The sequence below is a fragment of the Terriglobia bacterium genome (assembly GCA_032252755.1).
Classification (GTDB): Bacteria; Acidobacteriota; Terriglobia; order Terriglobales; family Acidobacteriaceae; genus JAVUPY01.
This window is the reverse complement of the sequence record JAVUPY010000024.1, coordinates 167,481-183,283: the sequence shown is the minus strand read 5'-3', so window position 1 is coordinate 183,283 and position 15,803 is coordinate 167,481. Positions and strand designations below refer to the sequence as shown.

The following is a 15,803-nucleotide window of genomic DNA, read 5'->3' as shown; positions in this document are numbered from 1 at the left end:
CAAATTGTGATCGAGCGCACTTAGGTGTAGTACAACGCTTCGCCGTCAATCGAGGTTCCTAATAGGTTTTGGGGGCATCATGGCGGCGGAATCTGCTTGGAAACTGGGCGGCCTGACCTGGAAGGAATTGAGCCGGCGGGTCTGGCGAGAGTTCAACGAAGACGAGATCATGGACCGCTCCGCGGCGCTCTCGTATTACTTCCTGGGATCCATTTTTCCACTTATTTTTGTCCTGTTCTCGATCCTCGGCTTCCTGGCCACCCCGGGAAGCCAGATCCGCCAGACCATATTGCAGCATGCGGCGATGGTGCTGCCGGGAGCGGCAGATACCCTCGTCAACAAAACGCTGAATGAAATCATGAATGCCAGCGGCGGAGGCAAGATTTCGTTCGGTATTGTTGCCTCGATCTGGACGGCGGCGACCGGTGTTGCTGCGGTGATGAGTGCGCTCAACGTGGTCTACGACATTCGCGATACGCGTAGCTATTGGCGGTTTCGGGTGATCGCGACCGGATTGATGGTGGCGATGTCCGTTTGCATCGTTTTGGGATTGGCGCTTGCGGTCTTTGGCGGGACAGCCGCGGGTTGGGTCGGAGCCCATTTCAACCTGGGCAGCACCTTCATGATTGCCTGGACAGTCATCCAGTGGGTGATCGTGGTAGCTGCGATGCTCTTTGCATTCGCGCTGCTCTATTACTTTGGGCCGAATATTCGCGACCAGCACTGGGAGTGGGTGACGCCCGGTTCGATAGTCGGGTTCGTGTTGTGGCTGGGAGTATCGCTGGGATTGAAGGTGTACATCGCTCATTTCAACACCTATTCGGCCACCTATGGCTCTCTTGGGGTGGTCATCATCCTCCTGCTGTGGTTCTACGTGACAGGAATGGCGCTGCTGCTTGGGGCCGAGATCAATTCCGAGATCGAACACGCGGCGGCCGAACGTGGCGACAAGGATGCGAAGAAGCGCGGGGAGGTCGCTCCGGGAGTGTTCCTGCCGCAGCGTGGCCTGGTCGACCCAGCGCACCCCAAGTTGAGACCCGACGACAAAGAAAGCCGGGAAGACACTGCAGCTTGAGCCCGCAAATCGCGGAGGGAAGTCGTAAAAGGGTGTTCCTGTGGAATAATGATGTCCACGGGAGGTTGTCGATGGACGAGCGCGAATTTTACGACGAGCGACAGGAAACCAAGAAAGCCTCTCTGACCTGCCCTCACTGCCGCCAGGAGAACGAATACGATATCGGGTGGGTGGTTCGCACTAAGAAGCGGCAACTGCCAGGCCGAGCCGACGAACGGGATCGCGCAAAGTTTGCCAAGGCGCGCTCCTACATGGTTCGCCGGGAAGACATGCTGGCCTGCAAGAATATGCGTTGCCGTAAGCGCTTCGAAATCGCTGGGGTGCAGTCGGTCGCGTTCCTCGACTGATGAACGAGTTTGCCGAGGGAACCTAATCCCAACATCGAGTTTGATAGCCGGAGAGCGTACGTTTTTGTCCGCAAGAGTTGACAGCGTTTTTTGGCCTGCCCCCGTTGTTTGCGATTCCCACTTCCGGTCATTTATCTTTATTGGTTTGCCACTTGCGCGAGGTGTCTCGTGAAGATTCTGGTATGCATGAAGCAGGTGCCTCAGAAGGATGCGCCATTGAAATTGAACGAATCCGGTAAATGGATTCGCGAAGACGTTTCCTACGAAGTGAATGAACCGGATGCTTATGCGCTGGAAGAAGCGTTGCGCCAGCGGGAAAAGCATAAGGGCGAGGTTGTGGTGGTGACGGCGGGCCCGGCAAGGGCGCAGCAGGTTCTGCGCGAGGCGTTGGCGAAGGGCGCCGACAGGGCGATCCATCTCGAGGACGACCGGTTCGCGCATCTCGATTCGTACAACGTGGCGCGGGCAATCGCGGCGGCGATCAAGGACGAGCAGTTCGACCTGGTATTCACGGGATTGCAGTCGGACGATTTTGGCGCAGCGCAGACGGGCGTCATTCTGGCGGAATTGCTGGGATGGCCGCATGCGACGATCATCATGCAGATCGAGAAAACGGAAGGCGGCATTCGCGTAAAGCGTGAACTCGAGGCCGGGTACTTCCAGTTCGTCGATATGCCACTTCCGGCAGTGCTCACGATTCAATCGGGTATCAACAAGCTCCGTTACGCGACTCTGATTGGAATCAAACAGGCGAAGAACAAACCGCTGCGCAAACTGACCTGGGATGAGGTTTCATCGTCACTGGCCGAAAACCGGCAGGAAATCGAGAAACTCTACATTCCGCAGAAGACGAAGAAGACGGAGTTCATCGAGGGTCCGCCGGCGGAAGTGGCAAAGAAACTGGTCGATAAGCTGAAGAACGAGATACGGGTTCTGTAGTTGTAACGCCGGGCACTGCCCGGCGGGGATTGTAAGCCGCAAAGTCGGCATCAAACGTGGGGTGGGGTGAAGAATGGCGCACATTGAGCGCGCGAATTCGCAGGAAGAAGAGCACTTACTGGTTGAGCAGCGTACCGGATCGCAACTGATGATTACGGGAACGATCTTTTTTGGCATGGGGACGCTGCTGAGCATTTTCGATTTTTCGGACTGGCGGCAGGGCACGCACCTGATGCTCTATTACTCCGGTACATTGCTGTTCATCGGAGTAGTGCTGATTGCGATAGGCATGTACAAGCGGTCGTACAACGCGTAATCCCGGTGCAGTAGGGCTTCGGGCGGTGACGTCCGACACAGATTTTCGCCGCTAAGACGACAGACAATTGGGTTCCTGCGCAGGAGGTTGTTATGGCGGAACTCAACGAGGCGAAGCGGGAGTCGAAGCGAGAGACTGGCGCCGCGTGCATGGTGATCGGCGCGATCTTCTGGATGGTGGCGTTCATCGCGATGTTCTTCCATCCGGCGGCCTGGATCTCGTCGCATAGCCTGGTCATTGCCGAGTTCGCGGGCACGCTCGCGCTGATCGGAACGGTGATATTTATCGCGGGCTGCCGGACGCGTCGCAAAGCAGGAGCATGAACAACCCGGTGGTGGAGAAGGGCCGAGACTTGAAGCGGCGCGGAGTAACTGTATGCGCCAGTTCAGCGGCGATTTTTGCGCCAGCGCTTCTGCTGATCTTGCGGGGCGGCACTCAGCGCGTTGTTATCTACGTGCTCATCGCCTGCTGGGTTGTCGACTTCGCCCTGGGAAGCTGGTTCATCGTTCGCGGCAAAAAACTTATGCAGCAGGGAAGCGAAAGCAATGGCTGACACAATCCTGGTGGTAGTCGAGCAGCGACAAGGCAAACTCAATCCAGTTTCATTCGAGACCCTCGCGGGAGCGCAGGCAATCGCCGCCGATATGGGGTGGACGCTCGAGGCTGCGGTGATCGGGCACAACATCGGTCCGATCGTGAACGAAGTCGCGACCAAGAAGGTCAACAAGGTCTACGCAATCGAGAGCAACAAACTCGAGCCTTATACGCCTGACGGGTTCGTCGCTGCCCTCAAGCACTTCCTCGCCAATCATCCGATGAAACTGGTGCTGATGCCGCACACGTACCAGGTGCGCGATTTCGCGCCGAAACTTGCGACTGCGATGGGCTCAACCCTGATTGCGGACTGCATCGGTTATAAGAAGGACGGGGATAAGCTGCTCTTCACCCGGCAAATGTTCCAGGGCAAGTTCGCGGCGGATGTTGCGTTCAGCGGGGGCGGCCCGTGGTTTGCGACATTCCAGAACGGCTCGTTTCGAGGCGACCAGGTGCAGTCGGCGAGCGACGTTCCGACGGAGACCGTGGGTGCGGAAACCGGTGAGATTCGCAACAAGCCAGAAGAGGTGTTCAAAGAGGCGAAGCAGGCGGTCGATCTGACGCAGGCGGAGATCATCGTCGCCGTGGGCCGCGGTATCAAGGAACAAAAGAATATCGATCTTGCTAAGAACCTGGCTGACGCTCTGGGCGGAGAAATCGCTGCGTCGCGCCCGATCTGCGACAACGGGTGGCTGCCGATGGAGCGCCAGGTCGGTTCGTCGGGACAGACGGTTGCACCGAAGCTTTACCTCGCGCTCGGAATCAGCGGCGCCATCCAGCACCTCGTGGGCATGAAGGGCTCGCGCACAATTGTCGCCATCAACAAAGACGCCGAGGCGCCAATCTTCGAGATAGCCGATATCGCAGTTGTCGGAAACCTGTTCGACATCGTGCCGCCGTTGACGGAAGAGGTAAAGAAGGCGAAGGCGTAGCCGCTGATCGCTCTAGTCAGAATTTGAGCCATTAGCAATTAGCCATTAGCAACTGCGGGAGCACCGCGAATTCTGCGTCTTTGCCAATGGCCAGCTGCTAATTGCTTTACTCAGTCGCAGTCGTTGTATCCAGGAGATTCGACGATGCGTAAAATCGCAATCCTTTTATTCCTCTTGATTCTTACACTTCCAACATTTTCACAGTCTTCCAAAGTGGATTCGAAACCGGCAATGAGTACAAAGAAACCTGCGGTCGTGTGGATGAAAGCGTCACTCGAGAAATCCGAGAATGCGCTCGTGCAGAAGTATGGCGAGGGACAACGCGCCCGCGCTCATCGTGGCCTGCACCAGGTTGCGGAGTTCTGGACGGAGAAGGACGGAAACGCCGTCGAGTTCGAGGAGTTCGTCGTGGCGAACTTCGCCGGCGACCAGGCGACGCTCGACATCATATTCGAGCGTTATCAATCGCTGCTCGAGCAGTATTTCGGCCACATGCAGGAGATTGGCCGCGAGTTCCGGCAGCAGGCGGATCTCGATCGCGGGCCGATGCTGCCGTTCGACGACATTTTTGCGGGTTATGATCCCGGGGCGCATTTCCTGGACGATGCCTTCCAGAACAAGATGGCGTTTGTCGTCCTGCTGAATTTTCCGCTGACGACGCTCCAGGAACGGCTGACGGACGGAGCAAACTGGTCTCGGCGGCAGTGGGCCGAAACGCGGTTGGCGCAAATGTTCTCCAAGCGCATACCGGCCGACGTGAACCTGGCAATTGCAAACGCAGGTGCGGAAAGCGGCAAGTACATCTCGGAATACAACATCTGGATGTATCACCTGGTGAACGACAAAGGTGAGCGGCTGTTTCCGGCGAAGATGCGTTTGCTGTCGCACTGGAACCTGCGCGACGAGATTAAGTCGGACTACGACGACTCGGCGAATGGGCTCGCCAAGCAGCGCGAAATTCAACAGGTGATGGAGCGGATTGTGGCGCAGACGATTCCCGCGGACGTGGTCGATAACCCGCAGGTGGATTGGAACCCGTTCACGAATGACGTGAAAGTCGCCGCGGAAAAGGACAGCGACCACGTTCCGGAAGCCAAGAAGCCGCTGTCGAACGCTCCGGAGCCGGATACCCGCTACGCGATGCTGCTGAAGACTTATCGCGCAGTGAAACTCGCTGATCCGTATTCACCCACGGCGCCGACTTACATTGCGCGCAGCTTCGACGAGGGCCGCCAAATTCCCGAGGCGCGGGTGAAAGCCATTCTCGAGCAGGTGGTCAGTTCGCCCCAGGTGGCGCAAGTTGCGGCGCTAATTCAGAAGCGGCTGGGGCGGCCGCTGGAGCCGTTCGACATTTGGTACAACGGATTCCGCGGAAAGTCGAAATACAGCGAAGCGGAACTCGACCAGATCGTGGCGAAGAAGTATCCGACGGCCGAAGCATACCGGGAAGACATCCCGAACATGCTGGTGAAACTGGGATTCCCGAAGGACCGGGCGGACTACATCGCGGCGAACATCGTCGTCGATCCGGCACGCGGCTCGGGACACGCGATGGGCTCCGGGATGAGTGCAGCGAAAGTCCACTTGCGCACGCGCGTTGAGAAAACCGGGATGAACTACAAGGGGTACAACATCGCAGTGCACGAGATGGGACACAACGTAGAGCAGACGCTCGATATGAAAGACATCGACTACTGGCTGCTCAATGGCGTGCCCAACACGGCCTTCACCGAGGCGCTGGCATTTGTGTTCCAGGCACGCGACCTCGAACTGCTTGGGTTGCAGCAGGCGGATGAACAGGCCGAGGCGATGCGGACGCTGAACGATTTTTGGGGAACGTACGAGATCGCCGGGGTGGCACTGGTCGATATGGGTGTGTGGCACTGGATGTACGACCATCCGAACGCGACCCCGGCGGAGTTGAAGACTGCAACGCTCGAGATCGCGAAGGGCATTTGGAACAAGTACTACGCGCCAGTGTTCCACAAGCGCGATGTTGTGCTGCTTGCGGTGTACTCGCACATGATCGACTCGTTCCTCTACCTGCCGGATTATCCGATCGGGCACATGATCGCGTTCCAGATCGAGGGGCAGGTTAAGAAGTCGGGCACGGTTGGGCCGGAGTTCATCCGCATGGTGAAGTCCGGGAACATCGCTCCGGATCTCTGGATGAAGAACGCGACGGGGCAGGCGGTCGGTCCGGAAGCTCTGCTGGAGGCGACCGGGAAGGCGCTTACAGTTGTGCAGTAGCCCTATAGCTTTGGAGCGTGCCGATTGCCGCGCACGCTCCAAATTCCTTCTTCGATTTAAATTTTCCCTAGTCCGCTTCTGAGGAAGGACCGACGTGTGCGTCGGCGACATCCGGCGTTCTCACTTTGCGGTGCTTCAGCGTCTTCACATATTGCGCGTACCTGGGGTAGACCATGATGTGGAAGGTCGGCTGGTAGAACTCTTCAATCGCGTAAAGGTATCCCTGTTCGCGAAGAGAGTAGAGGACCTCGCGAACCCATTCCTGTCCCGCGGGTGACATCCAACGCTTGGAAATATCGATGGTGGCACCAGTGAGATGAGACGAGCGCTCGTCTCCAGTGGCGTCGGCGGCGTTCCCGTTCCATCTGGCAAGGCGTTCCTGGCTCCCGACAGTCCTCACGAGGCTGGTCACACGGAGCCGCTGATGGAAACGCGCCTGGTACTGACTGCTCAGTCGCTGGAGGAACAGCTTGGTCCATGGACGGCAATACCGCTCCGGGGGACGAATGGCATGAAGGTAGTAAGAACTTGCGCTCGACGGTACCGGGACCAGATATCCGTGGCGCGCGAAGTGCTGGACCATCGCGGCATTCTTCATGCGCGAAAGATTTGCGTCATCGGCATGCTCATTCTGGATGGTCTGCGAAGACACGTTCGCGACCAGCGAATGGCGGTCTCCAGCGTGCAAGAACCCCGTAAAGACGAAAAGGAAGGCGATCACAGCGGCGCGCATAACGTCTGGCAAACAACTTAGGATGTTTGCTGAACAGAATTCAAGCGAATTGTGAATCTGAGGAATTACGAAAGTAAAGAGTGTGAAGAAATTTCCGAATTGTGAGTAGCTGGATGAGGTTTGCATAGAAGGTGCTCAACTACTTCAGCTGCTCCAGCAAGAAGCGGGAGAGGAGTAAATCTGAAAGCTGTGGAAACGGGTTAACCAGCTGGCAACACGCCTCCAACCCACCCCTTGGATTTGCGAGTCTTTGGAATCAATATTTTGTGGGAAATCGACATAAATATGTTGAAAGCAAATGATGTGAAAGGACGAATGCATTTCAGGAAGAAATCTGGCACAACAAAAGACAAGTGCCAAATGGGGGTGCCTAAGGTTCAAGGTTCATCTTGCGCAGCAGCAGATGAAACTCGGGCTCGTTGCGGAGAGGATCCAGAAATGGGTAAGTTTTGATTGGAACGATGATCGGGTCGCGATCATCAATTGCGCGCTCCATCCAGGTGTAGGCGTGGTCAATTTCACCGAGACCGAGGTAGATCCAGGCGAAGCTCGTGGGCAGCACGTATGCATGGGTGTCCATTGCGTGAAGGTCCGCGAGCAGCTTGCGGGCTCCGGTAACATCCCCACTTCTTGCCAGTGTCATGCCGAGCCAGCCCATGGGTGAAGCATGATGTGGAGCCACCCGTCGCTCCGGACCTTCAGGTGCAAACGCTGGCCGAGCAGGTTTCCGTGCTGGCGCGGGACGGCTTCGGCAACGCACTCGGCGGTATTCGCTTGGCGCAGCATACCGTCCCAACGGCGACCAACACCGGCCTGAATTTTCCCGATACGCCGCCGGCAAATTTCTGTCGGACATTCGGCTCGTATGTGCCTTTCGATACTGCGACACGCGATGCTCTTTATCCGGATCATCAAACGTACTTGGCATTAGTCATCGCAGCGACACACGAGAATCAGCGCCTGGGGTTTATTGTTGGCGCAGATGCTGCTGCGACCGTCCGTGATGCTGCGCGCTCGGATATTGGGACACACTAGGCAGGTCCGAGAGGTGGCGAAATAACGTAAATTCAATGGCGCGGGGAGGGGGCTGGGCCGAATGCCTTTCGGCCTGAGCCTCTATCTCCGCGAAAGCGATAAATGACTATACCGCAACCTGTTCCAAGCGAAACTCTGCCCTAGCTAGTAGAATTCCTAATCGCAATCTGTTCGAAATCACATCTAAGCCCTGTTCTGGTCGCTCAGAACCGCGGGCGGGAACTGTCATTATGATTGTTTTCAGAAAACCGATACCTGGAGTGGAGCACCCGGTGATGGAGGCCGACGTCACGATTGTGGGCGGCGGGCCGGCGGGGATGGCGTGTGCGCTGCGGTTGTCGCAGCTCATTGACGAGCACAACGCGAAGCATCCGGATGCGCCGATGTCGAAGGAGAACATTTACGTTCTCGAGAAGGCGCGAGAGCTTGGGCAGCACTGCTTGAGCGGGGCGCTGCTGGATCCGCGGTCGATGCGCGAGTTGCTGCCGGGTTTCGAGAAGGAAGCGCCACTCGACGCCGAGGTCACGAAAGAGGCGGTTTATTACCTCACCGAGAAAGGCAAGTTCAAATTCCCAATCACGCCGCCGCCGCTGCGCGACCACGGCAACTACGTCATTTCGATCAACAAGTTCGTGAAGTGGCTTGGGTCGAAGGTGGAGGAGACAGGGATTACGATCTTCACCGGGTTCGCCGGAAGCGAGTTGCTGATTGAAGACGAGAAACTGGTGGGGATTCGCACAGAGGATAAAGGCGTCAGCAAAGAGGGCGAACCGAAGGAGAACTTCGAGCCCGGGTACGACTTGAAATCAAAGATCACGATCTTCGCCGAGGGCACGCGCGGCTCGTGCACGAAGCAACTGGTCGGGCGCTTCCAACTGGATCGCGACCGCAACCTGCAGACCTACGGCGTGGGCGTGAAGGAATTGTGGGAAGTCCCGAGCGGGAGGATTGCGCCGGGCGAAGTGATCTACACGATGGGCTATCCGCTGACGATGAAAGAGTATGGCGGGGCGTGGATCTACGGCGGCAAGGACAACCTGGTGTCGCTTGGGTTCGTGACGGGGCTGGATTACCCGGACCCGCGGACCGATCCGCAGCACGTCTTGCAGGCGTTCAAGGAGCATCCGTTTGTCGCGAAGCTGCTTGAGGGTGGAAAGATGGTGCGCTACGGCGCGAAGTCTCTGCCTTACGGCGGGTGGTGGTCTCAGCCTCCCCTGGCGGGCGACGGATGGATGATCGTGGGCGACTCGGCTGCGATGTTGAACTCGCAACGGTTAAAAGGTATTCACCTGGCAATCAAGAGCGGAATGCTGGCAGCGGACACGGCGTTCGAGTCGCTCGTGGCGGGGGACTTTGGGAAGAAGAAACTCGGCGCGTACAAGAAGAAGGTCGACGAGTCATGGATCAAGGATGAGCTGTATCCAGTGCGCAACTTCCATCAGGGATTTGAGAATGGTTTCGTGATGGGGATGTTGCATGCGGGAGTGCAGCAGGTCACGGGCGGTGGGCTCGTCACTCGCATGAAAGCACACCCGGGCCACGAGCGCATGCTCCATCTCTGGGATATTCAGGGGTATCCCAAGACGCGCGAGCACATTTTGGGATGGGCGAAGGGCGACGGGAAACTCACGTTCGACAAACTGACGGATCTGTATTACTCGGGCACGAAGCACGAGGAGGATCAGCCGGCGCACCTCGTCATCCACGACACGAATGTTTGCAACACGCGATGCACAAAGGAGTTTGGGAATCCGTGCCAGTTCTTCTGTCCGGCGAACGTGTACGAGATGGAAGAGGCACCGGACGCGCCGGGGGCGAAGCAGATCAAGCTAAATCCCTCGAACTGCGTGCATTGCAAGACGTGCGACATCATGGATCCATACCAGATCATCACCTGGGTTCCGCCGGAAGGTGGGGGCGGGCCAAATTACGATGGAATGTAGAGATCGTGTCATCGGTGGTCGGCAATCGCGCCAACGGAAAAACGAAGAAATTCAAGGTGCCACGAAGACACGAACGTAGAAACTCAAAAAGCCATAGCACCGTTGAAGTGCCGTGCAATGCGGCACGGAAGTTCAAGGCACTCGTGTGGGGCACGGAAGAGTAGGGGCACGGGCAGGCGTGAAGTAGAATCAAATAGACATGCCCTTTACGATTTCCCACGCGGCGGCGGCTTGGCCCTTTGAGAAAAGCAGGTTGGTGCTCTCTGCCGTGGTCATTGGCGCGATGGCGCCCGATTTGGAATACTTTCTTCCCTTCGGAATCACTGGCAGGTGGACCCATTCGTTTGCCGGAATGTTTGAGTTTTGTCTTCCGGCGACCCTATTACTCCTGGCTGCTTTTCACGGCGTACTGAAGCGACCGGTGGTAGCCCTGTTTCCCGAGCGCATACAGCAGCGCATCATCATTGAGCCGTTCCGATACTGGCCGATGAGCCGTTTTTTGCTTGTCGTCGGGTCCGCCCTGACAGGGATCGCGACACACCTCGCTTGGGATTCGTTTACTCACCCAGAGGGGTGGATGGTCGAGCGAATTGCATGGTTACAGTTGACGCATACATTATTCGGAAACCGAGTATGGGCCAACTACAAGTTTGCGCAATACGGCAGTACGGTGTTGGGGTTGATACTACTGGTGTTGTGGTTTCGGGCTTGGTACTGGAAGGCCCCGGCGAGGTCCCAGGTTGAACCGCGATTGAGTGCGCGTGCGAGGGCGGCAGTGATCTGTTCTATCCTGGCAATTGCGTTCGTTACGGGATTGGTTAGAGCGTGGACGACAGTGGGGCCGGATCCGTTCCAGGTCGCGTTCATTGCGACCGATGTGGTGAGTTTTATGATCGTGTCAGCATTAGGATTGCTGATATTCAGTGTGGCATTGCGAGTTTGGGAACAGTGACGACCTTGATGCTGGAATCGAAGACGTGGAGTTGGGCGGAAAGACACGAGGTACAAAGTAAGAAATAGGTTTTCGGACTCAATTTGCAAAGAAGTACTAATCGAAAAATAAAGGCGAAACTTCTGCGGTAGCCTTGGGTTCAAGCAGGCACGAGCGCGGAAAGCCGGCAGTGGCGAACATGGTTTGCCCTGCCGGTGCTTATTTTTGAGGTGCAAGGCACAAGGTACAAGGTGCGAGAGACCTTGGGACCGTTTCTTCTTGGGCCTTTATCTTGTGGCTTGAACCTGTACCTTTTTTCGTTTCTTCTCCTTAATCCCCGTCATCTATACTGGTACGATTTCCGACTGCTGTGGCCCAAGGGACACCCGGGCTGCAGCGGCGAGGCGCGAACGAGCGCCGAGGGTGTGAATGGGAACGTTCACGCCTCCCGTTTGGAAAGGAAACGCGAGATAGTCCCGCCTTTGCGGAGTTCTCCGCGTCTTTCCAAGAAGTTAGGTACGAGACAAAGCAATTCGTACCAAATCCCGTACCTCGGACCTCGTACCTATGCTCACGGACAAATACGACCGCGCGATTACGGATCTCCGGATTTCGGTGACGGACCGGTGCAACTACAAGTGTGTGTATTGCCGGACGGGGAATCTGGGGGCACAGTTTCCGGATCTGCCAATGGCGGATTATCTGCGAATGGCGCGGGTATTCGTTTCGCTCGGGATTGAGAAGATTCGCATCACCGGTGGTGAGCCGCTGCTGCGGAGCGGAGTGGTCGAGTTTGTCAGGGAGTTAGCAAAGTTGCGGACGACCACTGGGGACAGGCTGGATCTCGCGATTACGACGAATGGGCATTTACTGGCCGACATGGCGCGACCACTGGCGGATGCCGGGCTGCGGCGAGTGACGATCAGCGTGGACGCGATGGAACCGGACAAGTTCTCGCGAATTACGCGCGTTCCGGGAAGCTACCAGGCGGTGATGGCCGGAGTACGTGCAGCGAAGGCGGCCGGGCTAAGCCCGATTAAAGTGAATTGCGTTTTGCTGCGCGGTTTCAACGACGACCAGGTTGTCGCGTTTGGCAAGTTCGCGCGCGAAGAAGGCGTGGTGGTCCGGTTCATCGAGTTCATGCCGCTGGAGGAAGACCGGGTATGGTCGCCGGCGATTGTGGTCACGATGAAAGAGATACTGGCGAAGTTGAACGAGTACATGCCGCTGCGGGAGATCGAGCGCGAGCCGAGTGAGACCGCGCGGCGATTCGTGTTTGAAGATGGCGTGGGGGAGATTGGGATCATTGCACCGGTTTCGGAGCCATTCTGCGGGCACTGCTCGCGGGTGCGAATCACTTCCGACGGCAAGGTCAGAACCTGCTTGTTCTCTGTGGTTGAGCACGATCTCTGTGGATTGATACGCGGAGGGGCTTCGGACGATGCTTTGCGTGAGTTCATCACCTCCGTTGTAAACCAGAAGGAAGAGCGGCATCACATTGGAGAGCCGGACTTTATGCCGGCGTCGCGGACGATGGTGCATATAGGAGGGTAACCGAAGGCATAAGGCTCAAGGCGCAAGACACAAGAAGACCCCGTAATCAGTAGCCTGAAGCCGATTGTGCTGCAGGCTTTTGTATTTGTGGGCCCTTGCACCTTGCACCTTGCACCTTGTACCTTTACCTCGTATCCCACTTACTCCTATGAAACTTGGCATTCTGCTGTCGGGGCGCGGGTCTAACTTCCTGGCGATTGCGGACAATATTGCTTCAGGGAAATTGCCTGGGGCGGAGATTGCGGTCGTCATTTCAAATCGGACGGAGGCCCCGGGGATTGAGGCGGCGCGGCAGCGAGGCTTGAATGCGCTGGTGATCCCGAGCAAAGGGAAGCCCCGCGAGCAGCATGATCATGAGGTGGTGGTAGCGCTGAAGGGTGCAGGCGCGGAGTTGATTGTGCTGGCCGGGTACATGCGCCTGCTTTCACCCTGGTTTGTGCAGCAGTTTCCGAACAGGATTATCAATATTCATCCGTCGCTGCTGCCGGCCTTTCCGGGACTGGATGCGCAGAGACAGGCGTTTGAGTATGGCGTGAAGGTTTCAGGTTGCACAGTGCACTTTGTGGACGAACAACTGGATCACGGGGCGATCATCGTGCAGAGGACAGTGCCGCTTCTGCCGGACGATGACGAGCACACGCTGGCGGATCGCATATTGGACCAGGAGCATATCGCTTATTCGGAAGCGATTCGGATTCTCGTCGAGGGGAAGTACGAGATCGACGGGCGAAAAATCAAGACAATCGGGTAAGGAAATCGGAATCGGGCCATCGTGCGATCGGACCATCTCGCCATTGGAAGCGGTTCAAATGGCTCGATGGCCCGTTGGCTCGTTTCGCACGCTTTCTCACTTCTTCGCCAGAGAGCGAACGTAGACGACCAAGGCTCGGAGGTCGTCTTCTTTGGCTCGCTTGCCTTCGGGCGGCATATCTTCGTGGCCGTCCTTGATCAACGTGTAGATCTGTTCGTCGGTGACGTCCTTCAGGGTGGCGGGATCGGTGAGGTCTTTAATTTTGCCGGCATAGTCGCCGGCGAGGTCACCTTTGCCGTCACCGGTTTCGCCGTGGCACATGGCGCAGTCATAGCCAAAGAGTTTCTTGGCCTTTTCCATGTCGGCCGCCTTGTTCTGCTTGTCGGATTCGGCGGTTGCATTGGGTTTGGTTCTGCCCCTGGGCGTCTCGGTCTGTTGCGAGAAGAGGGTGAAAGCGAAGATCAAAAGCAGCCCGAGAAAGAGAAGACGAATGCGCATGGCAGCCTCCATCGTGGGACACAGCCACTATCACTGTGCAAATGGTACTGCCGGGCAAAAAAGCGGCGCGGTGACGCCCATCACGTTGTTACCGTCCAAGATACCTGCCGGGAGCAGGACTTTTGCGGGCAAGGACGAGGGGAAACCGATATGTAAGCAACCACGCCCGTTGAGCTGCCAATCCAACCAAACTGAGCATTCCGTTGAAAGCTGGATGGCGGACGCTGTGGTTCTATGAGTAGCCCTGCTGTGTCGAAGCTCATCTCCAGAAGCGAGTTCCGGGCTGTCCTCAAGAGTGTCGTTCGGTGCCTGAGGGGAGAATTGAATTCCCCCGGACTGGCGCCGCTGACTGCGGAGGAGATCCACTTCTGGTTCCGGAACATAACCTTGGACGATATTGAGGCGGTGAACCGGGAAATTGATGTCGACCCGCCGGAGCGGCCGGAGTCGACGTCGCGAGTGCAATCGATGCTGCAGCGGATTCGCGAGAAGATGCGCGGGGGCGAGGGTGTGGTGGAGGAGAATGGGAACCCTGAAGGAGAGCCGGAGGGGGATTCACCGGATAGAGGAAAGAAATGAGCGCGACAATCGTGGCTTCCGTTCTGGATGATGAATTTATGTATCTCTAGAACTGCTGGGCTTCGTCGAGGTCGGCGAGGGTGAGGCGCAGGTTGCCGGAATTGGTCGCGTATTGCATTGCCGTTTCGAAACTGATCATCCCGCCGCGTACCAGTTTTTCCAGTTGACCGTCGAAATACTGCATTCCTTCCTGATCACCGTCGCGCATGCAGTCGAGTAGCGTCTTACCTTCCTGTTCGCCCTGCTCGATGTACTGCTTGGTTCGCAAAGTAGCTTTCAGAATTTCGAAGGCGGCGATGCGCCCGGCGCCGTCCTTGCGCGGTAGAAGACGCTGAGCGACGAAGTAACGGAAACTGGCGGCAAGACGCATGCGGATGGCTTCCTGCTCGGAGAGCGGGAAGGTGCCGACGATGCGCTCAACGGTTTTGGCGGCGTCGATGGTGTGGAGCGTGGAAAGAACAAGGTGACCGGTTTCGGCGGCGGTCAGAGCGATCTCGATAGTTTCGCGATCGCGCATCTCGCCGACGAGGATAACCTTGGGCGCCTGGCGCAGAGCGGCGCGGAGGGCTCCGGCAAAGCTGAAGGTATCGAGGTGCAACTCGCGCTGATGAATGGTGGCCATCTTGTGCGGGTGCATAAACTCGATCGGGTCTTCGATCGTGATGATGTGATCGGCTTTGGTTGAGTTAATGAGGTCGAGAACGGCGGCCAAGGTCGAAGATTTGCCGGAACCGGTAGGACCGGTCACGAGGACGATACCGTTCTTCAATTCGGCGATTCTTTTCAACTCTTCTGGAAGATTCAGTTCCTCGAAGGTCGGGATCTTGCTCGCGATGACGCGCATGACGATGGCGTGGGTTCCGCGCTGGCGAAAGATGTTGGTGCGAAAGCGGCCGACACCGGGGATGCTGTAGGAGAGGTCGGTGGCCCCTTCATCTTTCAGCGTTTGGGCAGCGATCTTGTTCTGACCAATCAGGTCGGCGGCGATACGCGCGGTGTCGGCGGGAGTCAGCGACTCGAGCCCCGGAACTTTCACGGCCATCAGGCGGCCGGAGACTTCGACCTGCGGTGGACGGCCGGGCGAAAAGATCAGGTCGCTGACATTTTTTGCGCTCTTCAGCATGCCGGCAATCAAGGCCGGCGTTGGCATTGCGGATGCGGTTGAACTGGGTGCAGGAGTCTGGGCTGGATTGACTGGGGTGACCGGTTTACCGTTTGCCGGTTCTGCCGGACTTGCTGGCAGTTGGACCGTTGCCATGATGTTGAATTCCCGAGAACAGAGATGTGGTGCTGGTGAGGAATTCCTCACCCAAAGCTACTGTCGCA

At 57.2% G+C, this 15,803-nt stretch carries 18 protein-coding genes and 1 riboswitch; of the genes, 14 read left to right on the top strand and 4 right to left on the bottom strand.

What is annotated here, in order from left to right:
* Positions 1–79 precede the first annotated feature (79 nt).
* The 8 genes from ROO76_05065 to ROO76_05030 all read left to right on the top strand — a co-directional run bounded on the left by ROO76_05065 (position 80) and on the right by ROO76_05030 (position 6,453).
* Positions 80–1,075, top strand: a complete 996-nt coding sequence (locus ROO76_05065; protein MDT8067519.1) for a YihY/virulence factor BrkB family protein — start codon at positions 80–82, stop codon at positions 1,073–1,075.
* Positions 1,076–1,146: 71 nt separating this feature from the next.
* Complete coding sequence (locus ROO76_05060) at positions 1,147–1,422, top strand: hypothetical protein (GenBank protein ID MDT8067518.1); 276 nt, start codon at positions 1,147–1,149, stop codon at positions 1,420–1,422.
* Positions 1,423–1,590: 168 nt separating this feature from the next.
* Entirely contained in the window at positions 1,591–2,361 is a 771-nt protein-coding gene (locus ROO76_05055; GenBank protein ID MDT8067517.1) for an electron transfer flavoprotein subunit beta/FixA family protein, read from the top strand.
* A gap of 73 nt (positions 2,362–2,434) precedes the next feature.
* The gene (locus tag ROO76_05050; protein MDT8067516.1) at positions 2,435–2,677 is read left to right on the top strand and encodes a hypothetical protein; all 243 of its coding nucleotides are present in this window, start codon (positions 2,435–2,437) and stop codon (positions 2,675–2,677) included.
* A gap of 92 nt (positions 2,678–2,769) precedes the next feature.
* Entirely contained in the window at positions 2,770–3,000 is a 231-nt protein-coding gene (locus ROO76_05045; protein MDT8067515.1) for a hypothetical protein, read from the top strand.
* Positions 2,997–3,230 carry a hypothetical protein gene (locus ROO76_05040; GenBank protein MDT8067514.1) on the top strand — a complete coding sequence of 78 codons (234 nt, stop codon included), beginning with the start codon at positions 2,997–2,999 and terminating at the stop codon, positions 3,228–3,230. Before ROO76_05045 ends, ROO76_05040 begins: the two co-directional genes overlap by 4 nt.
* Positions 3,223–4,203 carry an electron transfer flavoprotein subunit alpha/FixB family protein gene (locus ROO76_05035; protein MDT8067513.1) on the top strand — a complete coding sequence of 327 codons (981 nt, stop codon included), beginning with the start codon at positions 3,223–3,225 and terminating at the stop codon, positions 4,201–4,203. The genes ROO76_05040 and ROO76_05035 overlap by 8 nt, the downstream gene beginning before the upstream one ends.
* A gap of 231 nt (positions 4,204–4,434) precedes the next feature.
* Positions 4,435–6,453 carry a hypothetical protein gene (locus tag ROO76_05030; GenBank protein ID MDT8067512.1) on the top strand — a complete coding sequence of 673 codons (2,019 nt, stop codon included), beginning with the start codon at positions 4,435–4,437 and terminating at the stop codon, positions 6,451–6,453.
* Between the two features lie 67 nt (positions 6,454–6,520).
* Here the strand turns inward: ROO76_05030 and ROO76_05025 are convergent, their stop codons facing one another.
* Both ROO76_05025 and ROO76_05020 read right to left on the bottom strand, forming a co-directional pair.
* On the bottom strand, positions 6,521–7,186 hold the full coding sequence (locus ROO76_05025; protein ID MDT8067511.1) for a DUF5715 family protein: 666 nt from the start codon (positions 7,184–7,186) through the stop codon (positions 6,521–6,523).
* A 370-nt stretch (positions 7,187–7,556) separates the two neighbouring features.
* Positions 7,557–7,868 carry a hypothetical protein gene (locus tag ROO76_05020; protein ID MDT8067510.1) on the bottom strand — a complete coding sequence of 104 codons (312 nt, stop codon included), beginning with the start codon at positions 7,866–7,868 and terminating at the stop codon, positions 7,557–7,559.
* On the opposite strand from ROO76_05020, the gene ROO76_05015 reads away from it, so the two are divergent.
* From ROO76_05015 to purN, 5 genes are all read left to right on the top strand, one after another.
* Complete coding sequence (locus tag ROO76_05015; GenBank protein MDT8067509.1) at positions 7,859–8,221, top strand: alpha/beta hydrolase domain-containing protein; 363 nt, start codon at positions 7,859–7,861, stop codon at positions 8,219–8,221. The two genes, ROO76_05020 and ROO76_05015, sit on opposite strands and share 10 nt — an antisense overlap.
* Before the next feature lie 230 nt (positions 8,222–8,451).
* On the top strand, positions 8,452–10,164 hold the full coding sequence (locus tag ROO76_05010) for an electron transfer flavoprotein-ubiquinone oxidoreductase (protein ID MDT8067508.1): 1,713 nt from the start codon (positions 8,452–8,454) through the stop codon (positions 10,162–10,164).
* A 199-nt stretch (positions 10,165–10,363) separates the two neighbouring features.
* A complete protein-coding gene (locus ROO76_05005) occupies positions 10,364–11,116 on the top strand; it encodes a DUF4184 family protein (GenBank protein ID MDT8067507.1) in 753 nt (250 codons plus the stop codon).
* Positions 11,117–11,442: 326 nt separating this feature from the next.
* Positions 11,443–11,571, top strand: a riboswitch (molybdenum cofactor riboswitch).
* A gap of 91 nt (positions 11,572–11,662) precedes the next feature.
* The gene (gene moaA, locus ROO76_05000) at positions 11,663–12,649 is read left to right on the top strand and encodes a GTP 3',8-cyclase MoaA (GenBank protein MDT8067506.1); all 987 of its coding nucleotides are present in this window, start codon (positions 11,663–11,665) and stop codon (positions 12,647–12,649) included.
* 148 nt (positions 12,650–12,797) lie between these two features.
* Positions 12,798–13,400 carry a phosphoribosylglycinamide formyltransferase gene (gene purN, locus ROO76_04995; protein MDT8067505.1) on the top strand — a complete coding sequence of 201 codons (603 nt, stop codon included), beginning with the start codon at positions 12,798–12,800 and terminating at the stop codon, positions 13,398–13,400.
* A gap of 96 nt (positions 13,401–13,496) precedes the next feature.
* Here the strand turns inward: purN and ROO76_04990 are convergent, their stop codons facing one another.
* Positions 13,497–13,898 carry a c-type cytochrome gene (locus ROO76_04990; protein MDT8067504.1) on the bottom strand — a complete coding sequence of 134 codons (402 nt, stop codon included), beginning with the start codon at positions 13,896–13,898 and terminating at the stop codon, positions 13,497–13,499.
* Positions 13,899–14,219: 321 nt separating this feature from the next.
* Between ROO76_04990 and ROO76_04985 the strand changes: the two genes are divergently transcribed.
* The gene (locus ROO76_04985) at positions 14,220–14,477 is read left to right on the top strand and encodes a hypothetical protein (GenBank protein ID MDT8067503.1); all 258 of its coding nucleotides are present in this window, start codon (positions 14,220–14,222) and stop codon (positions 14,475–14,477) included.
* Positions 14,478–14,523: 46 nt separating this feature from the next.
* Here the strand turns inward: ROO76_04985 and ROO76_04980 are convergent, their stop codons facing one another.
* Complete coding sequence (locus tag ROO76_04980) at positions 14,524–15,735, bottom strand: PilT/PilU family type 4a pilus ATPase (GenBank protein MDT8067502.1); 1,212 nt, start codon at positions 15,733–15,735, stop codon at positions 14,524–14,526.
* Positions 15,736–15,803: the final 68 nt, after the last annotated feature.

Excerpts from the sequence above, each read along its gene's own strand:
- ROO76_04990 (MDT8067504.1), bottom strand. The coding sequence starts at position 13,898 with ATGCGCATTCGTCTTCTCTTTCTCGGGCTGCTTTTGATCTTCGCTTTC.
- ROO76_05060 (MDT8067518.1), top strand. The coding sequence starts at position 1,147 with ATGGACGAGCGCGAATTTTACGACGAGCGACAGGAAACCAAGAAAGCC.
- moaA (MDT8067506.1), top strand. The coding sequence starts at position 11,663 with ATGCTCACGGACAAATACGACCGCGCGATTACGGATCTCCGGATTTCG.
- ROO76_05035 (MDT8067513.1), top strand. The coding sequence starts at position 3,223 with ATGGCTGACACAATCCTGGTGGTAGTCGAGCAGCGACAAGGCAAACTC.
- ROO76_05005 (MDT8067507.1), top strand. The coding sequence starts at position 10,364 with ATGCCCTTTACGATTTCCCACGCGGCGGCGGCTTGGCCCTTTGAGAAA.
- ROO76_05040 (MDT8067514.1), top strand. The coding sequence starts at position 2,997 with ATGAACAACCCGGTGGTGGAGAAGGGCCGAGACTTGAAGCGGCGCGGA.
- ROO76_05030 (MDT8067512.1), top strand. The coding sequence starts at position 4,435 with ATGAGTACAAAGAAACCTGCGGTCGTGTGGATGAAAGCGTCACTCGAG.
- ROO76_05010 (MDT8067508.1), top strand. The coding sequence starts at position 8,452 with ATGATTGTTTTCAGAAAACCGATACCTGGAGTGGAGCACCCGGTGATG.
- purN (MDT8067505.1), top strand. The coding sequence starts at position 12,798 with ATGAAACTTGGCATTCTGCTGTCGGGGCGCGGGTCTAACTTCCTGGCG.
- ROO76_05065 (MDT8067519.1), top strand. The coding sequence starts at position 80 with ATGGCGGCGGAATCTGCTTGGAAACTGGGCGGCCTGACCTGGAAGGAA.
- ROO76_04980 (MDT8067502.1), bottom strand. The coding sequence starts at position 15,735 with ATGGCAACGGTCCAACTGCCAGCAAGTCCGGCAGAACCGGCAAACGGT.
- ROO76_05025 (MDT8067511.1), bottom strand. The coding sequence starts at position 7,186 with ATGCGCGCCGCTGTGATCGCCTTCCTTTTCGTCTTTACGGGGTTCTTG.
- ROO76_05050 (MDT8067516.1), top strand. The coding sequence starts at position 2,435 with ATGGCGCACATTGAGCGCGCGAATTCGCAGGAAGAAGAGCACTTACTG.
- ROO76_05045 (MDT8067515.1), top strand. The coding sequence starts at position 2,770 with ATGGCGGAACTCAACGAGGCGAAGCGGGAGTCGAAGCGAGAGACTGGC.